Origin of the sequence: Leifsonia sp. Leaf264, assembly GCF_001422325.1 — a bacterium.
Lineage (GTDB): Bacteria > Actinomycetota > Actinomycetes > Actinomycetales > Microbacteriaceae > Orlajensenia.
On record NZ_LMMR01000001.1, the window covers coordinates 156268 to 179065 of the forward strand.

Genomic DNA, 22798 nt, shown 5'->3' on the forward strand with positions numbered 1-22798 from the left:
GCTGAGGCAGCCTGATCAGTCGTCTGCGAGAAGTCGCCGCACGACGCCGTCAGCCAGAAGCCGTCCTGTCAGGGTCAGTTCCACTGAGCCGGACAGGGCGGCTTTCGCGTTGATGAGGCCGTCGGCGATGAGGCCGGCGACAGCGTGTCGCCCTGCTGCATGGAGTGACGAGACCGGGACGCCCTCGCGGATGCGTGCCAGCAGCAGCACCCGCTCCACCTCACGGGTCTCGGCGTCGAGGGTCTCGCGCCCGGCACCGGGTGAGACTCCAGCGAGCACCCTGTCGGCATACGCCGCCGGATGCTTCACGTTCCACCAGCGCACGCCGCCGACGTGACTGTGGGCGCCGGGGCCGACGCCCCACCAATCGCCGCCCTGCCAGTAAGCCAGGTTGTGACGCGACCTGTGCTCGGCGCCGCGCGACCAGTTGGAGACCTCGTACCAGTCGTAGCCGGCGGCGGCCAGCATCCGGTCCGCCAGCTCGTACATGTCGGCCTGCAGGTCCTCGTCGGGCTCGGCCACCTCGCCGCGCTTGATCTGCCGCGCGAGCTTCGTGCCGTCCTCCACGATGAGCGAGTAGGCGCTCAGGTGGTCTGGCTGCTGGGCGATGGCGTGCTCGAGGCTGGCGCGCCAATCGTCGATCGACTCCCCCGGCGTGCCGTAGATGAGGTCGAGGCTGACATCGAGCCCGGCATCCCTCGCCCAGCCGACGACGAGCGGGATGCGTGCGGGATCGTGGGTGCGTTCGAGCGTGGCCAGAACGTGCGGCACGGCGGACTGCATGCCGAACGACACCCTGGTGAAGCCTGCGGCCGCCAGCGCGGCCAGGTAGTCGGCATCGACCGAGTCCGGGTTCGCCTCGGTGGTGATCTCGGCACCGCTCTCGATGCCGAACGAGTCGCGGACGGCGTCGAGCATGCGCACGAGGTCGCCGGCCGGCAGCAGCGTCGGGGTACCGCCACCGAAGAACACAGTGCTCGCAGCGCGCCGCGGGAGGCCGGACTCGCTGAGGATCCCGGCTCCCGCCGCGACCTCGAGGGATGCCTGCGCGGCGTAGTCCGACTGCTTCACGCCCCGGATCTCGTCGGAGGTGTAGGTGTTGAAGTCGCAGTAGCCGCAGCGCACACGGCAGAACGGCACGTGCAGGTACACCCCGAAGGTGCGCTCACCTGCTCCGTCGACGACGGAGGCCGGCAGGAGACCGTCGGCCGGCGCCGGATCGGCGAGGGGAAGAGCGCTGGGCATCGTGGCTCAGACGGCGGCGGCGACGGGATGCAGCGCGCGCAGGTAGCGCTTGGTGTAGCGCTTCTGTGCGGAGCGCAGCACTGGAGAGGCGAGCCTGTAGAACGCCGTGCTCGGACGGGAGAACTGGCGGATGACGAGCCACACCGAGTCGTCGTCACGGTGCTCCAGCACCCAGGCCTCCTCACCGCTCTCGGGGTGGCCGGGCATGGTGCCGTAGGCGAAGCCGATGCGGCCGGGCTCGTCGATCACGTAGATGATGCGCACGGGCGCTGTGATCGAGAAGCGCCACAGGTGCAGCTTCAGCTTCGCGGTCATTCCAGCGGTGATGAACGGCGAGCCGTCGGGGCCGTAGCGCTCCTCGGCCTGCAGAACGGGCTGCTCGACGGCCGGGGTGCCGTCGGCGTTGAAGACCAGGCCGGTGTACTGCGTTCCGGTGCCGGAACGCACGTCTGTCACGTCGATTCCGCTTCCGCGTTGCACGCCCCACGTCATCAGCGACGACGACGCGATGGAGAACCGCTCAGCCCCGCTGCCGAGGCGGACGGAGTGCTCTTCAGCGCGGTAGCCGGCGGGCGGATAGGCGAGGAGGTCTGGTGCGAGAGTGCCGCCGATCGCCCCGTACGTGACAGGCTCTCCGACGAAGGTGGAACGGCGCATCCCTCCAGCCTACGCCGAAGTGTCCTGGTGAGGCCGCTCAGGCCCCCGCCGGCGGATTCACCAGCAGGTCGACCCTGTCGCGCAGATAGCGTTCCAGCGGGACGGCCCCGTCGTCGCCGGCGGTGGCGCTCCAGCGCACCAGCGGCTCGTCGCCGCGCAGGAACAGCACCCCGGCGGACGCCCGCAGTTCCGCGACCTCCAGGACGATCGGTGTCGCATCGAAGTTGACGGTCTCCCCCTCGCTGAACCTCCCGCGGTGGGCGGCATCCCTGTACGCGCGGCGCACCTCGGCCGACTCCGACTGGAACTGCGTTCGCCCCGGCGGAACCGCGCGGGTCGTGAGTCCCTCTCGATAGAGGGCGCCATCAGCGTCGAGGAGCAGCACGCCCAGCCGCCACACGCGCCCGCGGGGCACCATGACCGGCCGTCGCGTGACCAGCATCGTTCGGCGCGCTGGCACGTACTCGCCGAGTGCCTCGTCACGGGCGCCGGCCGCTGCCAGTCGGCCGGCGGCATCCGTCACCAGGTCCCGGATGCCGCTGATGACGGCGGCGTCGCTCTCCTCGGTCACATCACCGAGCGTAGGCGCTACTTCTTGTCCTTCGTCTCCACGTCGCCGGAGAGCGCTGCGATGAACGCCTCCTGGGGCACCTCGACGCGTCCCACCATCTTCATGCGCTTCTTGCCCTCCTTCTGCTTCTCGAGGAGCTTGCGCTTGCGGGTGATGTCACCGCCGTAGCACTTGGCCAGAACGTCTTTACGCATGGCGCTGATCGACTCACGCGCGATGATGCGAGCACCGATGGCAGCCTGGATGGGAACCTCGAACTGCTGGCGCGGGATGAGCTTGCGCAGACGCCCCGTCATCAGCACGCCGTAGGCGTAGGCCTTCTCGCGGTGCACGATGGCGCTGAAGGCGTCGACCTGCTCGCCCTGCAGCAGGATGTCGACCTTCACCAGGTCGGCCTCCTGGTCGCCGGCAGGCTCGTAGTCGAGTGATGCGTAACCGGCCGTCTTCGACTTGAGGTGATCGAAGAAGTCGAACACGATCTCGCCGAGGGGCATCGTGTAGCGGATCTCGACACGGTCCTCGCCGAGGTACTCCATGCCGAGGAGCGTTCCGCGCCGGGCCTGGCAGATCTCCATGATCACGCCGACGTAGTCCTTGGGGGCGAGAACGGCCGCCTTCACCACGGGCTCGCGCACGCTGACGATCTTGCCGCCGGGGAACTCGCTCGGGTTCGTGACGGTGACGGTCTTCTTGTCCTCGGTCGTGACCTCGTAGATCACGGATGGCGCCGTCGTGATGAGATCGAGGCCGAACTCGCGCTCGAGGCGCTCGGTCACGATCTCGAGGTGCAGGAGGCCGAGGAAGCCGCAACGGAAGCCGAAGCCGAGCGCCACGGAGGTCTCGGGCTCGTAGACGAGGGCGGCATCCGACAGCTTCAGCTTGTCGAGGGCCTCGCGCAGGTCGGGGTAGTCGCTGCCGTCGATCGGGTAGAGGCCCGAGAACACCATCGGCAGCGGCTCGGTGTAGCCGGGCAGCGCCTGGGTCGCCGGCTTCGCCGCGGTGGTGACGGTGTCGCCGACCTTGGACTGACGCACGTCCTTCACGCCGGTGATCAGGTAGCCGACCTCGCCGACGCCGAGTCCCTTGCTGGGCGTCGGCTCGGGAGAGCTCACGCCGATCTCGAGGATCTCGTGGGTGGCGCGGGTCGACATCATCTGGATGCGCTCGCGCGGGTTCAGCTGACCGTCGATCATGCGCACGTAGGTGATGACGCCGCGGTAGCTGTCGTAGACGGAGTCGAAGATCATGGCGCGAGCCGGTGCGTCCTTGTCGCCCTGCGGGGCGGGGATGAGCTCGGTGACGCGGTCGAGGAGGTCTTCGACGCCGGCACCGGTCTTGCCCGAGACGCGCAGAACGTCGGAGGGAGAACCACCGATGAGGCTGGCGAGCTCGCCCGCGTACTTGTCGGGATCCGCGGCCGGAAGGTCGATCTTGTTGAGCACCGGGATGATCGTGAGGTCGTTCTCGAGCGCCAGGTAGAGGTTCGCGAGAGTCTGGGCCTCGATGCCCTGAGCCGCGTCGACGAGCAGGATGGCGCCCTCGCAGGCGGCGAGCGAACGCGACACCTCGTAGGTGAAGTCGACGTGCCCGGGGGTGTCGATCATGTTGAGCGCGTAGGTGCTGCCGTTCAGCGACCACGGCATGCGCACGGCCTGGCTCTTGATGGTGATTCCGCGTTCGCGCTCGATGTCCATGCGGTCGAGGTACTGCGCCCGCATGTCGCGGTCGCTCACCACGCCGGTCATCTGCAGCATGCGATCGGCCAGGGTCGACTTGCCGTGGTCGATGTGGGCGATGATGCAGAAGTTGCGAAGGAGTGCCGGGTCGGTCGCGGCGGGCTGCAGAGGCTGAAGGGCACGTGGAGACATCGTGACTCGATTCTCCCATGACTAGCATGGCTGGATGCACAGCGGTCCTCCGGTGCTCTTCCTGCACGGCATCCGCACGTCATCCAGCATGTGGCGCGCGCAGATCGGTGCGCTCGCCGATCGCGGCATCGAGTCGCTCGCCATCGACCTGCCCGGACACGGAACACGGATGGGCGAGGACTTCTCGATCGAGGCCGCGACCGCCGCCATCGACGACGGCATCGCCGCCCTCGGCGAGCCAGTGCTGCTCGTCGGCCTGTCGATGGGCGGCTACCTGGGCATGCACTACGCGGCGCGCCACCCGGAACCGTTGCGCGGGCTGGTCGCGGCATCCTGCGGAGCGATCCCCCGGCCGATCTTCATCGGCGGCTATCGGGCCGTCGCCGCCGCGATCCATCGGCTGCCCGACCGGGGCTCGGCCCTGAACGACGGGCTGGCACGCCTGCTCGTGCGTGAGCCCGGCCTGTCCGACCTGCTCTCCGGCGGGATCGCCCTCGAGGTCATGCAGTCCGGCCTCCGCTCGATCGGAACGCTCCGGCCCCTCGACGACCTCGCCGCGTACGACGGCCGGGTCTGGTTGGTGAACGGTCGCTACGACCACATCCGCTTCGACGAGCGACGGATGCTGCGGGCCAGCCGGCACGGATCCCTGACCGTCATCCCCGGCGCGACGCACCTGGCGAGCCTCGTGCAGCCGCAGGCCTTCACGGATGCCGTGCTCGCGGCCTGGCGGGAGCTTGCCGACGTGCCTGCGTCCCAGCCCTGACCGGTGCAGACGCGGATGCCGTGACGCCGTGTGACGGGAATGTCGAGCAACGGGGAAGAATCCCAGCCCATCGCGGTTGCACCATCGCATGAGCATTCTTCTGACCGGCGGTGCCGGATACATAGGTTCAGCAGTCCTCGAGCGGCTCGTCGCCGCCGGCCACGAGGTGTCGGCGCTGGTGCGCTCGCCGGAGAAGGCCGCCATCGTCGAAGCGGCCGGGGCGACGCCCATCATCGGAGCGGCCGATGACGCCGAGATCGTGGCCGCTGCGGCCGCTGCCGCCAGCGGCGTCATCCACCTCGCCTCCTCCCCCGCTGTCGACAGCGTCTTCGTTCCCGCCGTGCTGGCCGCCCTCGCCGGCCGCGACGCGCGCTTCGTGCACACCGGCGGCATCTGGATCTACGGATCCGGGGCCGACATCACCGAGGAGTCCCCGTTGCAGCCCCTGCCGATCAGCGGGTGGCGGGCCGACGGACAGGCTCTCGTCAACGCGGCCCCCAACACGGCCATCGTGGCGCCGGCCGTCGTCTACGGCCAGGGCAGCGGCATCGTGCGCAGCCTGATCGAGGCTCCCCGGGGCTCCGGAGTCGCACCGACGGTCCCGCTCGTCGGTGACGGAACGCAGCACTGGACCACCGTGCACCTCGACGACATCGCCGACCTTTACGTACTCGCCTACGAGAATCGCAGCGCCCACGGCGTGTACATCGGCGCCAGCGGCGTGAATCCGACCGTGCAGGATCTCGGCGACGCCATCGCCTCAGCGTGGGACGTCGCCGGCGGAACCGCGCCGGAGACAGCCGACGCGAGTCGTGAGCGACTGGGCGCGGACTTCGCCGACGCCCTGCTCCTCGATCAGCAGGCGAAGGGCTCGCGGGCACGGACGGAACTCGGGTGGCGACCTGCCGGCGCATCGGTGCTCGACGAGATCGCCTCGGGGTCCTACGCGCCGGTCTCGGTGGTCTGAGGACGGCCGAGCTGGGAGTCCGCCGCATCCGCACCCGGCGGGATTATCGGCCGGGGCCCTCCATAGGGTAAAGTTGCCTGTTGGCTTGCGTGTGGGTCCCACCTCACACGATTTCGCCGCAGGCGCCCCTCTACCGTCATGCGGCAACATCCGATCCACACACAAACGAAAGAACGTACTCAACGTGGCAAACATCAAGTCGCAGATCAAGCGCATCGGCACGAACAAGAAGGCCCAGGAGCGCAACAAGGCCGTCAAGAGCGAGCTCAAGACCGCCATCCGCGCCACCCGCACCGCCATCGCCTCCGGCGACAAGGCCGTTGCGTCCAGCGCCCTGAAGACCGCTTCGAAGAAGCTCGACAAGGCCGTCAGCAAGGGTGTCATCCACCAGAACCAGGCTGCGAACCGCAAGTCGGCCATCGCCAAGCAGGTTGCAGCGCTCTAAGCGACTGTGCGAGAAGGCCCCGGATGCTTCGGCATCCGGGGCCTTCTCTGTATCTGCAGTCTCTGAGCGCGCTTCGGCCGCGACTGCGTCGGGCCTCAGCGAGCGGGAGATCGGTCTTCAGGAGTAGACGCTCGCTGACGCCCGGACGAAGTCCGCGGTCAATGCGCCGGGGAGGACTGGCCGTGAGACGCCTACGCGCGACCCCGGGAGGCGATGACGCCGACCATGCGCTCGAGGGCGAAGACGGGGTCGCGTTCAGCACCCTTCACTGCGGCATCGGTCTCGGCGAGCATCGTGATGCAGCGGGCGAGTCCGTCTTCGCTCCAGCCCTGCAGGTCGCGCTGTGCGCGCTCCACCTGCCAGGGGGCGAGACCGAGCTTGGAGGCGAGCTGGCCCGAGCCGCCCCGTGCGCCGTAGACCTTCGCCATGGTGCGGATCTTCATGGCGAATGCAGCGACGATCGGCACCGGGTCTTCACCCGAGGAGATGGCCTGCCGCAGGTTGGTGAGAGCCTCGCCGTGACGCCCGGCAATGGCGGCATCGGCCACCTTGAAGGCGTTCACCTCCATGCGGCCGCCGTAGTAGCGGTCGACGGTGGCCTCGGTGATCTCGGCGCTGGCGTCGCTCATGAGCTGCTGGCAGGCCGCGGAGAGCTCGGCCAGGTCGTCGGAGAATGCCGACACCAGTGACCGCAGCGCCGACGGTGCGACCCGACGCCCCTGCGATGCGAACTCGCCGGCGGCGAACTCGTACTTCTCGGCGTCCTTCTTGAGCTCGACGCAGACGACCTCGATGCCGCCGCCGAGGCCGCCGCGAATGGCGTCGAGCAGCTTCTTGCCCCGCACGCCGCCGTTGTGACGCAGAACGAGGAACGTGCTGTCGGCCGGTTCCTGCAGGTAGGCGATGGTCTCGGTGATGAAGTCGTCAGTGCACTTCTCCACGTTGCTCACCCGGATCAGCCGCGGCTCGGCGAACAGCGAGGGACTGGCCATGGTGAGCAACTCCCCCGGCGCGTACGAATCGGCGGCGATGTCGACGATCTCGAGGCTCGGGTCCTCGGCCTTGAGGAAGTCGCGCAGATCGCGGATGGCGCGCTCCGCGAGGAAGGTCTCAGTGCCAGAGACGAGGACGACCGGCGCCGGCCGCACCTTGCTCCACCCGAGTTGCGGGATGGAGACGGTGGACCGCGCCTTGGCCGGGGCGGAAGTACGAGCAGCCACGCGGGTCCTCTCAGGGTGGGACCTCCACTTTATCCCGCGCCGCCGACACCCTGATGCCGCTCCGACCAGACGCGCACGCCCCCATCGGCGGCCGGTGCGACGAGCACGAGACCCTGCTCGTCGGTGCGTTCGGCGATGGTGCCGACTCTCGCCAGGATGTCGAGGAGCTTCGCCGTCGGATGCCCGTAGCTGTTGCGGCGCCCACCGAGATGAGGCCGACGGTGGCGCTCAACCGCTCGTAGAGCTCGGCGCTCTGATCGGACGAGCCGTGATGCGCGACCTTGACGACGTCGGCCGGGACGACATCGGCCGAACGCAGCAGCGCGTCCTGGGAGTCCTCGCCGAGATCGCCGAGGAACATCGAGCTGAGTCCGGTGCCGGCGAAGCGCACAGTGACACTGCCGTCGTTCCCCGTCGCCATGGTGGCTGCATCCTGAGGCGGCCACAGCACCTCCCAGCCGAGGTCGCCGAGTGAACCGGTCAACCCGGCGACCCCGCGCTCGATGCTGCTGCCGCTCTGCTGCAAGCGCGACAGGATGCGGCGGTCGGCGTCGGTCTCGGGCAGGCCGACGATCGACCTGTCGACGCGGCCGACGACGGCGTCGACGCCGCCGACATGGTCGAGGTCGTAGTGCGTGAGCACGAGCAGGTCGAGTCGATGGATGCCGAGGCTGTCGAGGCAGCGGCTCAACGGAGCAGGCTCAGGACCGGCGTCGATGAGGGCGTAGCTGGCGCCGTCGCGCACGACGACGGCGTCACCCTGTCCGATGTCGCAGGCCGCGTACTGCCAGTCGGCGGGCATGGAGGCTGACCGCAGCACGGACGAGCCCACCAGGGCACCGCCGTAGGCACCGGCAGTGACGATGAGTCCGATGACGAGCGCACCGGCGACGCGGCCGCTCGCGCGTGCGTGCGCGTCGCGCCGTCGGCGCACGCCGAGCCAGACAGCGGCCGCCGTGACCAGGGCGAGGAGAACGGCCCCGGCCGCCCCACCGACCCACGGCAGCCGGGTCCAGGAGAGTCCGTCGACGGTGCGGGCGATCTGGGCGATCCACGCCGCGGGCACCCAAGCGATCTGCAGGCACGCCGCACCGAGGCCAGGGAGAGCCGGCAGCAGCAGGCATCCGATCAGCCCGAGCACCGTGCCGAGCGGAGCGGCCGGTTCGGCGAGGAGATTGGCGAGCACCCCGGCCACCGGCAGCGTCGGGTCGAGCAGGACGAGGATCGGCTGACAGGCGAGTTGCGCCGCCGAGGGCACGGCGAGGGCGATCGCCAGCGGAGTCGGCATCCACCGTGCGAGCACGTCCGTCAGCGGCCGGGCCAGCAGCAGCAGTCCTGCCGTGGCGGCGACCGAGAGCGCGAAGCCGTAACTGCGCGCCAGCCACGGATCGACCGCCAGCAGCACCGTGACGGCGACGGCCAGAGCCGGGATGCCACGACCTGGGCGCCCCACCCCGAACGCGAACAGCACGACCGTCGCCATCACGGCAGCACGCAGCACGCTCGGCTGGGGCGTCACGAGCACCACGAACCCGGCCAGCGCGACGAGGGCGAGCGCGTAACGTGCGCGTCGAGGAAGGCCGCAGACGCCGGCGAGGAGCACTGTCGCGGCGACGACGATGGCGCAGTTGGCGCCGGACACCGCTGTGAGGTGGCTCAGCGACGAGGTCTTCATCGCCGTGTCGAGCTCATCGGAGACCGCGCTCGTGTCGCCGATCGCCAGACCGGGCAGGAGGTCGCCGCCGTCGCCCGGCAGGGTCGCAGCAGCCGTCGCCAGGCCAGCCCGCAGCGGATCGGCCCAGCCGAGATACCACGGCGGCGGTGCGACCGTGCTGATCGGCCCCGTGGCGAACAGGAGGAAGGCGACGTCCTCGCCGGCATCCGTCGCTCGAACTGTGCCCTTCGCCCGCACAGTGCTGCCGATGCGCGGCCGCTCTCCCGCGACCTCACCGAAGACGAGCATCGGGGCTGAGGCGCTGGCAGGAGCGGCGGTACCCTCGGGCCCGCGGCTCACCACCACGACGGCCCGCGCCTCGAAGCGCAGCTGCTCGGCCCCGGAGAAGGCGGCAGCTCCGTCGACCGGCGTCGCCGACACGACGGCCTCGACCATGACGGTGCGGTTCTCCTCAGCGGCCTCGACGAGCACTACCGGGGAGCGCGCCGGCACGGCTGCCGCGATCGCCGTGCAGATCACCGACGTCGCCGCAGCGGCCAGGGCCGCGACGGCGATCAGGCGGCGTAGCCGCGCAGACCCGCGCGAGCGCACCAGCACGACGACAATGCCGATGGAGAGCAGGACGGCGGCTGCGGCCACCCAGCCCGCGGCATCCGGAACCCCGATCACGACGAAGGCGGCCGCCCAGGCTATGACGGCCGGCCAGGCCAGCCGCAACTCCGCTCGCATGGCGCTCAGACCGTCACGAGCTCGCGCAGTGATTCGAAGGTCTTGTCGCCGATGCCGCTCACCTCACGCAACTCGTCGACGCTGGTGAAGCCTCCGTTGGCGTCGCGCCAGTCGAGGATGCGCTGCGCCAGGCTCGGTCCGATGCGCGGCAGGGTGTCGAGCTCGGCCAACGTGGCCCTGTTGAGATCGATCGGACCGGCGGATGCTGCACCCGGACTTACCGCGCCGCCTGGCGCGGCGCCGGTGCCGCCTCCGGCGACCGGGGGCGGCACCTCGCCGACGACGGGCACGTAGAGCTGCTCGCCGTCCGAGAGTTCCCGTGCGAGGTTCACGCCGCCGGGGTCGGCCGTGGACGAGAAACCGCCCGCAGCGGCCACGGCGTCCATCACGCGGGTGCCGGCGGTGAGCTCGTAGAGCCCCGGCCTGGAGACGGCGCCCAGCACGTGCACGAACAGGGCGGCTGTCTCCCGTTGCGGTTCCGACGCCGCGCCGAGTCCCGTCCCGGACGTCGGGTCCGAGGCCGATGTCGGACCCGATGTCGACCTCAGCCCGGCCGGCAGCTCGGCCCCATCAATGGTCTCGTCGCTTCCGCCGGCCCCGAGCATGGCGACGACGACGGTGGCGATGAGCGCGGCGATGACGAGCACGACGACTCCGCCGACGGCCAGACGGACGCGCGGGGCCGCCCGTGCGGCCGGATCGAGCCGCCCGAGCGCGTCGTCGTCTGCGATGCCCACCGGGTCAGGCTAGGTCGCCGTCGTCGGACCCCACCGCGCCGCCGCCGGATCGCGGCGGCAACCTGACGCGAGAAGGGCTGGGGAGGAATCCCCAGCCCTTCTCGTCGGCCCGCCCGCTTCGCGGACAGGAGCAGTCGGTCAGCCCTTGGTGGCGATGCTCACGACCTTGGGCGCGCGCACGATGACGTTCACGATCTCGCGATCGCCGATGGAGCGCACGACACCGGCCGAGGCCCGAGCCAGGGCCTCGAGCTCCTCAGCCGAGATGTTCGGCGAGACGGTGAGCTTGTCGCGCACCTTGCCGTCGACCTGCACCACGGCGGTGACGGACTCGGCGATGAGCAGGTTGGGATCGGCCTTGCGCCACTGCACCAGCGCGATGCCGGGCTGGTAACCGAGCTTCTCCCACATGTCCTCTGCCGTGTAGGGCGCGAACAGGTTGAGGGCCATGGCGGTGACCTCAGCGGCCTCGCGCACGGCGGCATCCGCTGGTCCGGCTCCCGAGTCGATCACCTTGCGGGTGGCGTTCACGAGTTCCATGAGGCGGGCGACGACGACGTTGAACTTGAACGACTCGACCAAGCCGGGTGCGTCGGCGAGGAAGCGGTGGGTCACCCGTCGCAGGGCGGGGTCGCCGGTCTTCCAGAGCACGTCGGGGGTCGACGAGACGTCCTTCGCGACGCGCCAGGCACGCGCGAGGAACTTCGAGGAGCCCACCGGGGAGACGTCGTTCCAGTCGATGTCGTCCTCCGGCGGACCGGCGAACGCCATCGTCAGGCGCACGGCGTCGACGCCGTGCTTCTCCACCTCTTCGGTGAAGTAGACGATGTTGCCCTTGCTCTTGCTCATCTTGGAGCCATCGAGGATGACCATGCCCTGGTTGAGCAGGGCGGAGAACGGCTCGGTGAAGCTGAGGTAGCCGAGGTCGAACAGCACCTTGGTGATGAAGCGCGCGTAGAGCAGGTGCAGGATGGCGTGCTCGACGCCGCCGACGTACTGGTCGACCGGCGCCCAGCGCTCGGCCTCCTTCGGGTCGAACGCCTTGGTGTCGTCGTTCGGGTTCAGGAAGCGCAGGAAGTACCACGAGCTGTCCACGAAGGTGTCCATGGTGTCGGCGTCGCGGCGGGCCGGAGTGCCGTCGATGGGGTTGGGCACGTTGACCCAGTCTTCTGCGGCACCCAGGGGCGAGGTGCCCTTGGGCTTCAGGTCGAGACCCTCGGCATCCGGGAGCAGAACCGGAAGCTGGTCCTCGGGAACCGGGACCTCGGTGCCGTCAGCACCGTGGATGATCGGGATGGGCGTGCCCCAGTAGCGCTGGCGCGAGATGAGCCAGTCGCGCAGCCGGTAGTTCTTCGCCGCACGACCCCGGCCCTCCGCCGCGAGGATCTCGATGACCTTCTTGATGGCGTTCGACTTCGACAGTCCCGTGAGCGGACCCGAGTTCATCAGGCGTCCCTCGCCCACGAGTGCGATGCCGGTGTCGACAGGGTCGGTGCTCTCGACGTCAGGCAGGACTGGATCGCCGTGCTCGTCGATGTCGATCACGGGGATGACACCGGTGACAGGGGCGTTCACGTCGACGACCACGCGCACCGGCAGGTCGAACGCCCGCGCGAAGTCGAGGTCGCGCTGGTCGTGGGCCGGCACTGCCATGACGGCGCCGTGGCCGTAATCGGCCAACACGTAGTCCGCGGCCCAGATGGGCAGCTTCTCGCCATTGACCGGGTTGACGGCGTAGCGGCCGAGGAAGACTCCGGTCTTCTCGCGGTCGGTGGCCTGGCGCTCCATCTCGGTCGACTTCTGCACGGCCGCGAGGTAGGTGCCGAAGCGCTCCTGGATCTCAGGCGTGGACCCGTCGACCAGTTCGGCGGCCAGGTCGGAGTCCGGAGCCACGACCATGAAAGTCGCTCCCCAGAGGGTGTCCGGACGCGTCGTGAAGACCGTGACGCGCTCCTCGCGGCCCTCGATCTCGAACTCGACATCGGCGCCGATGGATCGGCCGATCCAGTTGCGCTGCATGTTGAGCACCTTGGCCGGCCACGAACCCTCGAGCTGGTTCAGGTCGTCGAGCAGGCGGTCCGCGTAGTCGGTGATGCGGAAGTACCACTGCGTGAGCTTCTTCTTGACGACGACGGCGCCGCTGCGCTCGGAGGTGCCGTCGGGCAGCACCTGCTCGTTCGCGAGCACGGTGAGGTCGACCGGGTCCCAGTTCACCCAGCTGTCCTTGCGGTACGCCAGGCCCTTCTTGTAGAGCTGCAGGAACAGCCACTGGTTCCACTTGTAGTACTCGGGGTCGCTCGTGTGCAGCTCGCGCTCCCAGTCGAAGCTGGTCGCGTACAGGCGCATGCTGGCCTTCTGCTGCGCGATGTTGTCGTAGGTCCAGCCGCGCGGGTCGATGCCGCGCTTGATGGCGGCGTTCTCGGCCGGCAGGCCGAACGAGTCCCAGCCGATCGGATGCATCACGTTGAAGCCCTGCTGGCGCCAGTACCGGGCCACCACGTCGCCGAGAGCGTAGACCTCGGCGTGCCCCATGTGCAGGTCGCCCGAGGGGTACGGGAACATGTCGAGCACGTACTTGCGCGGGCGCTTGTCGTCGGGATCGCCGGAGCGGAAGGGCTTCATCTCGTCCCAGACGGGCAGCCACTTCTTCTGGATGGAGGCGAAGTCGTAGACCTCGTCCTCGCCGGGCGCGCTGCTCGCGGACTCGTGCTCGTGTGCCACGTGACTCTCAATCGATACGGAAGTGATGATGGGAGCGCCATTGCTCGAGGGCGGCCTTGTGCGAAACATGGCTGTAACCAAGATTCCACTTTACTGAACAGCGCCGCGGATGCCGCATTCCCGGGCTCACCGAGCGGAATGGACGCCCAGCACCGCCAGGAGCGCACGCGCCTTCACACGAGTCTCCTCCACCTCCTCGGCCGGTATCGAGAGCGCCGTGATGCCTCCGCCGGAACCTATCGTGGCGGCATCCGTCGTCAGGACGATCGAACGGATGACCATCGCGAGGTCGATCGAGCCGTCGACACCGAGGAAGCCGAAAGCGCCCGAGTAGATGCCCCGTGGGCCCTGCTCGAGCCCGGCGAGGATGCGCATGGCGCTGATCTTGGGCGCCCCGGTCATAGACCCGGCTGGGAAGCAGGCCTCGACGGCGTCGATGCCCGTGAGCCCGGCGTCGAGCTCAGCCTCGACTGTCGACACGAGCTGGTGCACCTGCGCGTAGCTCTCGACGGCGAGCAGACTGGTCACCCGGACACTCCCCAGAGCCGCGACGCGCCCCAGGTCGTTGCGCATGAGGTCGACGATCATCAGGTTCTCGGCCTGTTCCTTGTCGCTCGCCTCGAGTTCGGCCCGCAGGTCGATGTCCTCGACGACGGATCGACCGCGCGGCCGCGTGCCCTTGATCGGCTTCGTGATGACGTGTCCGGAGGAGGACACCTGCAGGAACTGCTCCGGCGATGAGCTGAGCAGAGCGAGATCACCGAAGCGCAGCAGGCCGCCGTGGTGCGACGGGCTGGCGGCACGCAGCCTGCCATAGGTGTCCAGGGCGTCGAAGCGTCCGTCGACCGTGATGGTGTTGGTGAGGCACAACTGGTAGGCGTCGCCGCGACCGATGGCCCGTTGGCACTGGTCGATGAGCCGTTCGTATTCGGCTGGATCGTGGCGCCATCTCGCGCTGACTCCTCCAGCCACTGCCGGCCGGGCTGCTCGTGGCAGGTCGCCGTCGGCTTCGGCGTCGGCTTCGACGACAGACCGGACACGTTCCAGCCAGGCACCGAAACCCGCGCTGTCTGCGGCGCTCTCGAGGGCGATGACCCGCACCGAGCGCGAGCCGTGGTCGAACTCGAGCGCTCGGTCGATGAATTGGAAGGCGGCATCCGGATGCGGCGACAGGGGCAGTGCAACCCCCGTCGTCCGTGCTCCCACCTCGTAGCCGAGCCAGCCGACCCAGCCGAGCGGGCGGCCCGCGAGGGCTGGCGAAGGCCCGGCGGCGGTGCCACGAGCATCGGACCCCGTGTCGCCCGCTTCAGCCAGCCGCGCGCGGAGGAATCCGAAGACGTCATCGCCCGGGCCGAACGACGACACGGCGTCGGTAGACGAGGGGGCACCCATCCAGCTGCGCCCGTGCTCGGCATCAGGGCCGGCATCGAGCCAGAACGAGTGACTCTCGGTGCCGAACAGGTCGGTGAAGACCCGCTCCGGATCGCGCCAGGCGTTCAGCGCGATGATCCGGGGCATCCGTCCAGCCTAGAGCCGGTGCCAAGCACACGAGAGGCGGACGCCCGGGGGAAGGGCATCCGCCTCTCGGCTCACTCGGACGTCACTCAGCGGAACGAGTGGCTTCCGTGGTTCTGCACGTGCTCCTTGATCTTCTCGAAGCCGTTGCCGTGACCCTTGCCCCAGCCGTGGCCGTGCTTCCAGGTCTTGACCTTGGCGAAGGCCAGGGTGGCGTGGGCCGCGGCGTCGGCCATCTGCTCGAAGACCACGGGGTCGACATTGGCCGTCGTGTCGCAGGCCTGGTGGTAGCAGGGATCGTACGGGGCTCCGGCTGTTCCGCCGAAGGTCGCAGCCTCCTCGTCGGTCTTGATGCCCTCGGCTCCGGTGAACAGGCCACCGGCGGGGATGCCGTTCTCGATGAAGCCGAAGTAGTCGCTGCGGCCGTCGAACTCGGTGGGCGCCGTGGCCAGCCCCTTCGCGCCGAAGTAGTCGGTGAAGACCTTCTCGATCTCGGCCGAACCATCGGGTCCTGCCGCACCGAACGCGTCCCCGTCGCCGTCGTAGACGAAGCGCACGGCGTTGGGTGAGCCGACCATGTCGAAGTTGAGGTTGACCGCTGTGGCAGCGATCTGCTTCTCCGACAGCTGCGACACGTAGTAGTTCGAGCCCTGCAGGCCGTCCTCCTCGCCGCTCCAGAATGCGAACCGCACGCGGTTCTGCGGCTGGATGTGCAGACGCTTCAGCTGGATCGCGGTCTCGAGCAGCGTCGCCGCACCGGTGCCGTTGTCGTTGATACCGGGGCCCTCGGCAACCGAGTCGAGGTGAGCGCCCACCACGACGGTCTCCGAGGCGCGACCCGAGGTGTCGGCGAGAACGTTGAACGTCTCGGTCTCCTTCAACGTGCCGTCGACGAAGACCCGGGCCGCCGCGCCGGTCGTCGCCGCGATGGACTCGCCGATCGCGAAGCTGGTGCCGACCGCGGGGATGGCGGATGCCGTTCCCAGGGTGCCGGCGACGACGCCGGTGCGATCGTCGCCGGGCACGTCGTTGCCCTGGTTGAAGACGATGGCGGCTGTCGCGCCGGCCGTGGCGGCATTGGCGACCTTGTCGGAGAACGGGCAGGTGCCGCGCTGCAGCAGCGCTATCGCGCCCACGACGAAGCCGGTGAAGTCGGCCGCCTCGCAGCCGCTGGTCGAGGCACGATCACCGGTGAGGTTGAGGTCCACGGGCACGACGGGTCCTGAGACGTCTCCTGACGCCGAGTAGCTCATCGCCGAGAATTCATCGGCGGTGTAGACGGTGGGTGTCGGCGCCGTCAGTTCGAAGGCGGAGTCGTTCAGCACGAACTGCTCGTAGCTGAAGTACTGCCTGCTGGTCTTGTAGCCGGCCTTCGCCAGCTGCTTCTCCACGTAGGCGCCCGAGGCCTTGTGGCCCGCTGTTCCCGCTGCGCGATTGCCGTCGTTCTTGGCTCCGATGGACTGGAGGGCCTCGAGGTGGCGGGTCAGGCCGTCCGCGGTGATGGCCTTGCGGAGGGCGAAGGAGTTGAGTCGCTCCCAGCCGTCACCGCCGCCGCCCTGGGACCCGGAGGCCAGCGCCGGGGAGACTCCGGTCATGGCCAGGGCGCCGCCGAGCATGATGCTCGTGGCGATGGCCAGTCCTCGCTTCATCTGCGTTCTGTTCACTGCTGCTCCTTCTGGGGAGTCGAGTGTTCCGAGCCGCCGGCATGGATGACGCCGACATCACCCTCGAACCTAGCCCCGATCGGGGGACACGCGGGTGTGAAAGTTCTCATCCGCAGCAATGTCCTCAGGCCGGGATGCGTCCGTCGACGAGGGTGACCGTCCGATCGACGAGGTCGGCGGGCACCTCGCCGTGCGAGATGAGGATGACGGTGCGCCCATCCGTCGACGCCGCGGTGAGGAGGTCGCGCAGCACGGCGTCGGCTCGGTCGGCGTCGACGTTGGCCGTCGGCTCGTCGAGCACCAGCACCGGGAAATCCGCCAGGAGGGACCGCGCCAACGCGATGCGTTGCGCCTGCCCGCCCGATACTCGCGAGCCGTGCTCGCCGAGGGGCGTGTCGAGTCCACTGCGGGAAGCCGCCCACTCGGAGAGGCCGACGCGGTCCAGCACTGCCGACAGTTCGGCATCCGTCGCCGTCTCGCGGGCGAAGGTGAGATTGTCGCGCAGGGTCGCGTCGAAGATCCACGGCTGCTGCTCGCAGAGACCGATCAGGGTACGGATGCCGTCCTGCTGCAGTTCCCGCGCCTCCTCATCGCCGAGGCGGAACGAGCCGTCGTAGTCGAGCAGACGCACGAGCACATGGGCGAGCGTGGTCTTGCCGGCGCCGCTCTCGCCGCGCACCAGGAGGCGCTCCCCCGGTCTCACGGCGAGATCGAGTGGCCCGATGGCCCCACCGCCGTCCGGCCACCGCGCGGTCAGACCGGTCAGCGTCAGCTCGCCGCCGCTGGCTGCAGTCACGGCTCGCGCATCCCTCGGATCCACGGCGAGCTCGCCCGGTACGTCGTCCGGCACCGCTGAGGCAACTCTTCGGGCGCTGGCCCGCACCGGGCGCCAGGCTCCGACGGCCGCCGGGAGCATGGAGCAGACCTCGAACACCGCCAGCGGTACCAGGGCGATGACGGCCAGTTCGGGACCGTCGAGGGAACCCGAGTGCAGCGCCGGCACCGCGATGATGATGCCGGCCAGTGTCGCGGCGCCGGCCGCGAGTGAGACGACCGCCGAGGAGAGGCCTGCCCCGGCAGCGGCGCGGGTCTCGGCCCGGCGCAGGGCGGTATCGGCACGCGCCACCCGATCCAGGCTCGCGTCGACGGCGCCGTACGCGATGAGGGCGTCGAGACCGGAGAGCAGGTCGACCAGGGCAGCGCCGACGGCACCGCGGAGCGGCGCGACGGCGGCATCAGCGCGCGCCGACACCCCGGCGTGCAGGACGGTTCCCGCGATGAAGGCCACGACGAGGCAGCAGGCGAGCGCGAGGGCCGCCGACGGGCTGATGAACCACACGGCGACCACGCTCCCCACGGCCGTCACGGCCGCCACGAGAGCCGGTTGGAGCACCCGGAGCGGGAGGTTCTGCAGCTCGTCGACGTCGCGGGAGAACCTCGTGAGGAGGTCGCCTCGGCCGATGGCGTTCATGCCGTCGGGCGCCAGCGGCACGAGGCGCTCGAGAAGCTGCACCCGCAGCCTGGTGAGTTGGCGAAGCGCAGCGTCATGCGTGACGAGGCGTTCGAGGTAGCGGAAGGCGCCACGCGAGATGGCGAAGGCGCGCACTCCGACGACGGCGAGCGAGACGTAGACGATCGAGGGTTGCTCGGCGGCGCGGGCGATGAGCCACGCCGACGTCGCCAGCAGCGCGACGGCTGAACCCGCGCCGAGGGCACCGACCAGCACGCCGGGCACGAATCTCCGGGTCGGCGGCTGGGCGAGGCGCAGCACCTCTCGGGCCGAGGCCGAGACACCATCGCGGTCAGACACGGGCGACCTCCTCGAGCCTGATCAGGGCATCGGCCGCAGCGATGACGGCCGGGCGGTGGCTCACGACGATGACGATCGCGCCGGCGTCGGCCGCTGCCCGCAGTTCGGTGATGATCAGCGCCTCCGAGTCGGCATCGAGCGCTGACGAGGGCTCGTCCAGCAGCAGGATGCGGCATCCGTGGCCCTCGAGACGATAGAGAGCCCGCGCTATGCCGACGCGCTGCGCCTGCCCGCCCGACAGACCGGCTCCGCCGACGCCGAGCGCCAGCGCCGGATCGACGTCGCCGAGTCCCAGACGGGCGAGTGTCGCCGCGACTCGCACGGGGTCGGGCGCCTCGTCGCCCAGGGCGACGTTCTCGGCCACCGACGCCGCGATGAGACCGGGATGCTGTCCCGTCCACGACACGTCGGAGCGCTGGAGCTCACGGCCGTCGAGGAGCACGGCGCCGTCGTGGGCGCCGAGGCCGGCGATGGCCTTCAGGAGCGTCGACTTGCCCGCCCCACTCGGTCCGGTGATCACAGTGACGCTCCCACCGACGGCGGTGGCGGAGAACTCCCGGAGGACGCTGAGCTCATCGTGCGAAGCCGACAACCCTTCGATGACGAGCAGCGAATCGTCGCCCGGGCGTCGGTTGATGGAGCGCGGAACCGGGGCATCGGGCGCCGCCGCCCGTCCCGCGTCGGGTGCGGCATCAGCCTCGTCGAGGATCCCGAGCACGTCGTCGGCGGCCGCGAGGCCGTCGGCGGCGGCATGGAACTGCACACCGACCCCGCGGACGGGCAGGAACGCCTCAGGGGCTAGGAGGAGCACGAAGAGACCGACCGAGAGGGCGAGGGAGCCATCGAGCAGCCGGAGGCCGATCTGCACGGCCACGACGGCCACCGAGAGGCTGGCGGCCAGTTCGAGCACGAAGCCGCTGAGGAAGGAGATGCGCAACACCTTCATGGTGTCGCGGCGGTACTCGTCGGTGACGGCGGCGATGCGTGCGGCCTGGCGGTGCTGGCGGCCGAAGATCTTCAGGGTGCCGAGACCGCCGACCACATCGAGGAAGGCGGCCGAGAGGATCTGCAACCGGGACCACGAGCGCTTCTGGGCGGCCTGAGTCGCCCAGCCGATGAGGATCATGAAGACCGGGATGAGCGGCAGGGTGATGAGCACGATGATGCCGCTGAGCGGATCCTGCAGCAGCATGACCAGCACGAGCAACGGCGTGGCGATCGCGGTGAGGATCAGCTGCGGCATGTACTTGCCGAAGTAGGCGTCGAGCGCATCCAGGCCGGCGCCGAGGATGGTCGCGAGCCCAGCGGTCCCCCGGCCGCGCGCCCAGCCCGGGCCGAGGCGAACGACCGCCGCGACGGCCTGCGCGCGCAGCTCGCCCTTGACGCGCGACGATGCCGCTGCAGCGGCCGCATCCGTCGCCCAGATGGCAGCGCCGCGTACGGCCACGGCCGTGGCCAGGCCGATGAGGAATGGGACGAGCTCCGGGAGAGCGGCGCCGGCGACGGCCCGCGACACCGCCTGTGCTGTGCACCAGGAGAAGACGATGACGGCGAGCGTCTGCACGAAGCCGATGGCACCGCCCCCGACGAGGAACAGTCGCGCTCCGATGGCGCGGCGGAGCAGGCGTGGATCGAGGGGTTTCACGCGATGGTGCGTGTCGGTTCGGTCACGGCTTCAACGGTAGCGCGTCGCCCGTCAATGCTGGGCAGCCTCGACGTGGGCACGGGTCACGCGCTTGCGGAAGATCCAGTAGGTCCAGCCCTGGTAGGCGAGGATCAGCGGCAGGAACACCAGCGCGGTCCAGCTCATGACGGTGAGGGTGTACGTCGAGCTCGACGCGTTCGCGATGGTGAGACTGTTCGCCGGGTCGTTGGAGGCCGGCATCACGTCGGGGAACAGTGCCGTGAACAGCGCCAGCACGGCGAAGGCGATGGTGGCCGCCCCGAGCGCGAAGGACCAGCCCTCGGCCCCGGCGCGATTGAGCACCCACGAGCCGATCAGTGCCACGGCTGCGAGGGCGGCCAGCACAAGGTACATGAAGGCGAACTCGGCGATGAACGCCGTCCAGAGCAGGAACAGCGCCGCCACCACGATGGTGATGATGCCGGAGCGCGCGGCGAGCTTCTGCGCCCGCACCCGCAGCTCATCCGTCGTCTTGAGCGAGACGAACACGACACCGTGGGTGAAGAAGAGCAGCAGGGTCGTGAGTCCGCCCAGCAGGGCGTACGGGTTCAGCAGGTCGATGAGGGTGCCGGTGTAGTTGTGCCCCTCGTCGAGTGGGACTCCCTGAACGATGTTCGCGAAGGCCACGCCCCACAGGAGAGACGGGACGGCCGATCCGACGATGATCATCCCGTCGAACCAGGCCTTCCACTGCGACCCCGGATGCTGGTGCCTGTACTCGAAGGAGACCCCGCGGGCGATCAGGGCGAGCAGGATGAGCAGCAGTGCCAGGTAGAAGCCGCTGAACAGGGTGGCGTACCACTCGGGGAACGCGGCGAACAGGCAGGCACCGGCCACGATGAGCCAGGTCTCGTTGAGATCCCAGACCGGGCCGATGGTGTTGATCAGCACGCGGCGGTCGGCGTCGTCCTTGCCGAGGAAGGGCAGCGACATGCCGACTCCGAAGTCGAAGCCGTCGAGCACGAAGTAGCCGATGAACAGACCGGCGATGATCCAGAACCAGAGGGTGGGCAGATCCATCAGAGCCTCCTAGTAGACCGTCGTGAGCGGCTTGATCTCGCCGCTCTCGGCATCGGGTTCCGGGGCGGGCGGCGGCCCCTTCTGGGCGGCTCGCTTGATGAGCGTGAACTCCACCACCGCCAGGGCGCCGTAGATCAGGGTGAAGGCGATGAGGGAGGTGAGCACCTCGACGCCTGTGACGTTGGGCGAGACCGCATCCTCCGTCTTCAGCAGGCTGAAGACGATCCAGGGTTGCCTCCCCATCTCGGTGAAGATCCAGCCCATGATCATCGCCGCCAGCGACAGCGGGAACGACCAGATGGCTGCTCTCCAGATCCACTTGTTCTTCGGCATCCGTCCCTTGCGGGTGAGCCAGAGGCCGACGACGGCGACGACGACGTGCAGCAGGCCGAGGCCGATCATCCAGCGGAACGCCCAGTACGTGATCCAGATCACCGGCGTGTAGTCGCCGGGGCCGTACAGCTGCACGTACTGCGCCTGCAGGTCGTTGATGCCCTCGACGGTGCCGTCGAGCGTGTGGGTCGACAGGAACGACAGCAGGTACGGGATGCGGATGGAGAACAACTCGTGCACGCCGTCGGGCGTGCCCAGCGTGAAGATCGAGAAGGAGGCATCAGCTCCGGTCGAGGTCGTGTACATGGCCTCGGCCGCCGCCATCTTCATCGGCTGGGTCTGCACCATGGCGAGGCCGAGCTGATCGCCCGAGAGGGTGGTGAGGATGCCGGATGCCACCATCATCCAGAGCCCGAACTTGAGGGCCGGCCGCATGGTGACGAGGTTCTGGTTGCGGGCGAGGTGCCAGGCGGCGACGGTGATGATGAGGCCGGCCGCGACCATGAACGACGCGAAGATCGTGTGCGGGAAGGCGGCCAGGGCCACCTTGTTGGTGAGCAGCGCCCAGATGTCCGTGAGTTCGGCTCGACCGCGAGCCTCGTTCAGCTCGTAGCCGACAGGGTTCTGCATGAAGGCGTTGGCGGCGATGATGAAGTACGCCGACAGGATGGTTCCGATGCTCGTCAACCAGATCGTCGCCAGATGCAGCCCCTTGGGCAGTTTGTCCCACCCGAAGATCCAGAGGCCGATGAACGTGGCCTCGAGGAAGAAGGCCAGCAGCCCCTCGAGGGCGAGCGGGGCGCCGAAGACGTCGCCGACGAAGCGCGAGTATGTCGACCAGTTCATGCCGAACTGGAACTCCTGCACGATGCCCGTCACGACGCCCATCGCGAAGTTGATGAGGAACAGGGTCCCGAAGAAGCGGGTCAGCTGCAGGTAGTGCACCTTCGCGGTGCGCCACCAGGCGGTCTGGAACACCGCCGCCGTGAAGCTGAGGCCGATCGTGATGGGAACGAAGAGGAAGTGGTAGATCGTCGTCAGCCCGAACTGCCAGCGCGACAGCAGAAGCGGATCCAGCCAGTCGTTCACGGGTGCTCCCCTCGATGATTTCTACACGGCGTAGAAAACCAACTTCTACAGAGCGTAGAACACATTCACGCGAAACGGTATT

General features: G+C 69.1%; 17 protein-coding genes. 3 read left to right on the plus strand and 14 right to left on the minus strand.

Features of this window, described 5'->3' with window-relative positions:
* Nucleotides 1-15 precede the first annotated feature (15 nt).
* The 4 genes from hemW to lepA are packed head-to-tail and all read right to left on the minus strand — an operon-like array spanning nucleotide 16 to nucleotide 4341.
* Nucleotides 16-1245, minus strand: a complete 1230-nt coding sequence (gene hemW, locus ASF30_RS00770) for a radical SAM family heme chaperone HemW (protein ID WP_055900162.1) — start codon at nucleotides 1243-1245, stop codon at nucleotides 16-18.
* A 6-nt stretch (nucleotides 1246-1251) separates the two neighbouring features.
* Nucleotides 1252-1902, minus strand: coding sequence for a DUF1990 family protein (locus ASF30_RS00775; RefSeq protein ID WP_055900165.1), 651 nt, complete (start codon nucleotides 1900-1902; stop codon nucleotides 1252-1254).
* 37 nt (nucleotides 1903-1939) lie between these two features.
* Complete coding sequence (locus ASF30_RS00780; RefSeq protein WP_055900168.1) at nucleotides 1940-2473, minus strand: hypothetical protein; 534 nt, start codon at nucleotides 2471-2473, stop codon at nucleotides 1940-1942.
* Nucleotides 2474-2490: 17 nt separating this feature from the next.
* Nucleotides 2491-4341 (minus strand): translation elongation factor 4, encoded by a 1851-nt coding sequence (lepA, locus tag ASF30_RS00785; RefSeq protein ID WP_055900171.1) that lies wholly within the window; start codon nucleotides 4339-4341, stop codon nucleotides 2491-2493.
* A 34-nt stretch (nucleotides 4342-4375) separates the two neighbouring features.
* Here lepA and ASF30_RS00790 point away from each other — a divergent pair, with 34 nt between their 5' ends.
* The 3 genes from ASF30_RS00790 to rpsT all read left to right on the plus strand — a co-directional run bounded on the left by ASF30_RS00790 (nucleotide 4376) and on the right by rpsT (nucleotide 6519).
* Nucleotides 4376-5107 carry an alpha/beta fold hydrolase gene (locus tag ASF30_RS00790; protein WP_055900174.1) on the plus strand — a complete coding sequence of 244 codons (732 nt, stop codon included), beginning with the start codon at nucleotides 4376-4378 and terminating at the stop codon, nucleotides 5105-5107.
* An 88-nt stretch (nucleotides 5108-5195) separates the two neighbouring features.
* Nucleotides 5196-6074, plus strand: coding sequence for an NAD-dependent epimerase/dehydratase family protein (locus tag ASF30_RS00795; RefSeq protein ID WP_055900177.1), 879 nt, complete (start codon nucleotides 5196-5198; stop codon nucleotides 6072-6074).
* A gap of 184 nt (nucleotides 6075-6258) precedes the next feature.
* Nucleotides 6259-6519, plus strand: a complete 261-nt coding sequence (rpsT, locus tag ASF30_RS00800; protein ID WP_055900180.1) for a 30S ribosomal protein S20 — start codon at nucleotides 6259-6261, stop codon at nucleotides 6517-6519.
* A 191-nt stretch (nucleotides 6520-6710) separates the two neighbouring features.
* Here rpsT and holA read toward each other — a convergent pair whose 3' ends face one another.
* The 10 genes from holA to ASF30_RS00850 all read right to left on the minus strand — a co-directional run bounded on the left by holA (nucleotide 6711) and on the right by ASF30_RS00850 (nucleotide 22716).
* Nucleotides 6711-7739, minus strand: a complete 1029-nt coding sequence (gene holA / locus ASF30_RS22440) for a DNA polymerase III subunit delta (protein ID WP_055900183.1) — start codon at nucleotides 7737-7739, stop codon at nucleotides 6711-6713.
* A 10-nt stretch (nucleotides 7740-7749) separates the two neighbouring features.
* Nucleotides 7750-10143: a ComEC/Rec2 family competence protein gene (locus ASF30_RS00810; protein WP_055900186.1), complete on the minus strand. Its 2394-nt coding sequence runs from the start codon at nucleotides 10141-10143 to the stop codon at nucleotides 7750-7752.
* A gap of 5 nt (nucleotides 10144-10148) precedes the next feature.
* The gene (locus ASF30_RS00815) at nucleotides 10149-10880 is read right to left on the minus strand and encodes a ComEA family DNA-binding protein (protein ID WP_235480221.1); all 732 of its coding nucleotides are present in this window, start codon (nucleotides 10878-10880) and stop codon (nucleotides 10149-10151) included.
* 138 nt (nucleotides 10881-11018) lie between these two features.
* The gene (leuS, locus tag ASF30_RS00820) at nucleotides 11019-13601 is read right to left on the minus strand and encodes a leucine--tRNA ligase (protein WP_055900189.1); all 2583 of its coding nucleotides are present in this window, start codon (nucleotides 13599-13601) and stop codon (nucleotides 11019-11021) included.
* 126 nt (nucleotides 13602-13727) lie between these two features.
* Nucleotides 13728-15119 (minus strand): anthranilate synthase component I family protein, encoded by a 1392-nt coding sequence (locus tag ASF30_RS00825; protein WP_055900192.1) that lies wholly within the window; start codon nucleotides 15117-15119, stop codon nucleotides 13728-13730.
* Between the two features lie 86 nt (nucleotides 15120-15205).
* The gene (locus tag ASF30_RS00830; protein ID WP_235480222.1) at nucleotides 15206-16780 is read right to left on the minus strand and encodes a M20/M25/M40 family metallo-hydrolase; all 1575 of its coding nucleotides are present in this window, start codon (nucleotides 16778-16780) and stop codon (nucleotides 15206-15208) included.
* 124 nt (nucleotides 16781-16904) lie between these two features.
* Nucleotides 16905-18590 carry a thiol reductant ABC exporter subunit CydC gene (gene cydC, locus ASF30_RS00835; RefSeq protein ID WP_055900198.1) on the minus strand — a complete coding sequence of 562 codons (1686 nt, stop codon included), beginning with the start codon at nucleotides 18588-18590 and terminating at the stop codon, nucleotides 16905-16907.
* A complete protein-coding gene (gene cydD / locus ASF30_RS00840; protein WP_055900201.1) occupies nucleotides 18583-20235 on the minus strand; it encodes a thiol reductant ABC exporter subunit CydD in 1653 nt (550 codons plus the stop codon). The genes cydC and cydD overlap by 8 nt, the downstream gene beginning before the upstream one ends.
* A gap of 51 nt (nucleotides 20236-20286) precedes the next feature.
* Entirely contained in the window at nucleotides 20287-21294 is a 1008-nt protein-coding gene (cydB, locus tag ASF30_RS00845) for a cytochrome d ubiquinol oxidase subunit II (RefSeq protein ID WP_055900204.1), read from the minus strand.
* A gap of 9 nt (nucleotides 21295-21303) precedes the next feature.
* Nucleotides 21304-22716 (minus strand): cytochrome ubiquinol oxidase subunit I, encoded by a 1413-nt coding sequence (locus tag ASF30_RS00850; RefSeq protein ID WP_055900207.1) that lies wholly within the window; start codon nucleotides 22714-22716, stop codon nucleotides 21304-21306.
* Nucleotides 22717-22798 lie beyond the last annotated feature (82 nt).

Coding starts and splice junctions, on each gene's coding strand:
- hemW (WP_055900162.1), bottom strand. CDS start 1,245: ATGCCCAGCGCTCTTCCCCTCGCCGATCCGGCGCCGGCCGACGGTCTC.
- cydB (WP_055900204.1), bottom strand. CDS start 21,294: ATGGATCTGCCCACCCTCTGGTTCTGGATCATCGCCGGTCTGTTCATC.
- ASF30_RS00810 (WP_055900186.1), bottom strand. CDS start 10,143: ATGCGAGCGGAGTTGCGGCTGGCCTGGCCGGCCGTCATAGCCTGGGCG.
- ASF30_RS00825 (WP_055900192.1), bottom strand. CDS start 15,119: ATGCCCCGGATCATCGCGCTGAACGCCTGGCGCGATCCGGAGCGGGTC.
- lepA (WP_055900171.1), bottom strand. CDS start 4,341: ATGTCTCCACGTGCCCTTCAGCCTCTGCAGCCCGCCGCGACCGACCCG.
- ASF30_RS00775 (WP_055900165.1), bottom strand. CDS start 1,902: ATGCGCCGTTCCACCTTCGTCGGAGAGCCTGTCACGTACGGGGCGATC.
- ASF30_RS00795 (WP_055900177.1), top strand. CDS start 5,196: ATGAGCATTCTTCTGACCGGCGGTGCCGGATACATAGGTTCAGCAGTC.
- ASF30_RS00790 (WP_055900174.1), top strand. CDS start 4,376: ATGCACAGCGGTCCTCCGGTGCTCTTCCTGCACGGCATCCGCACGTCA.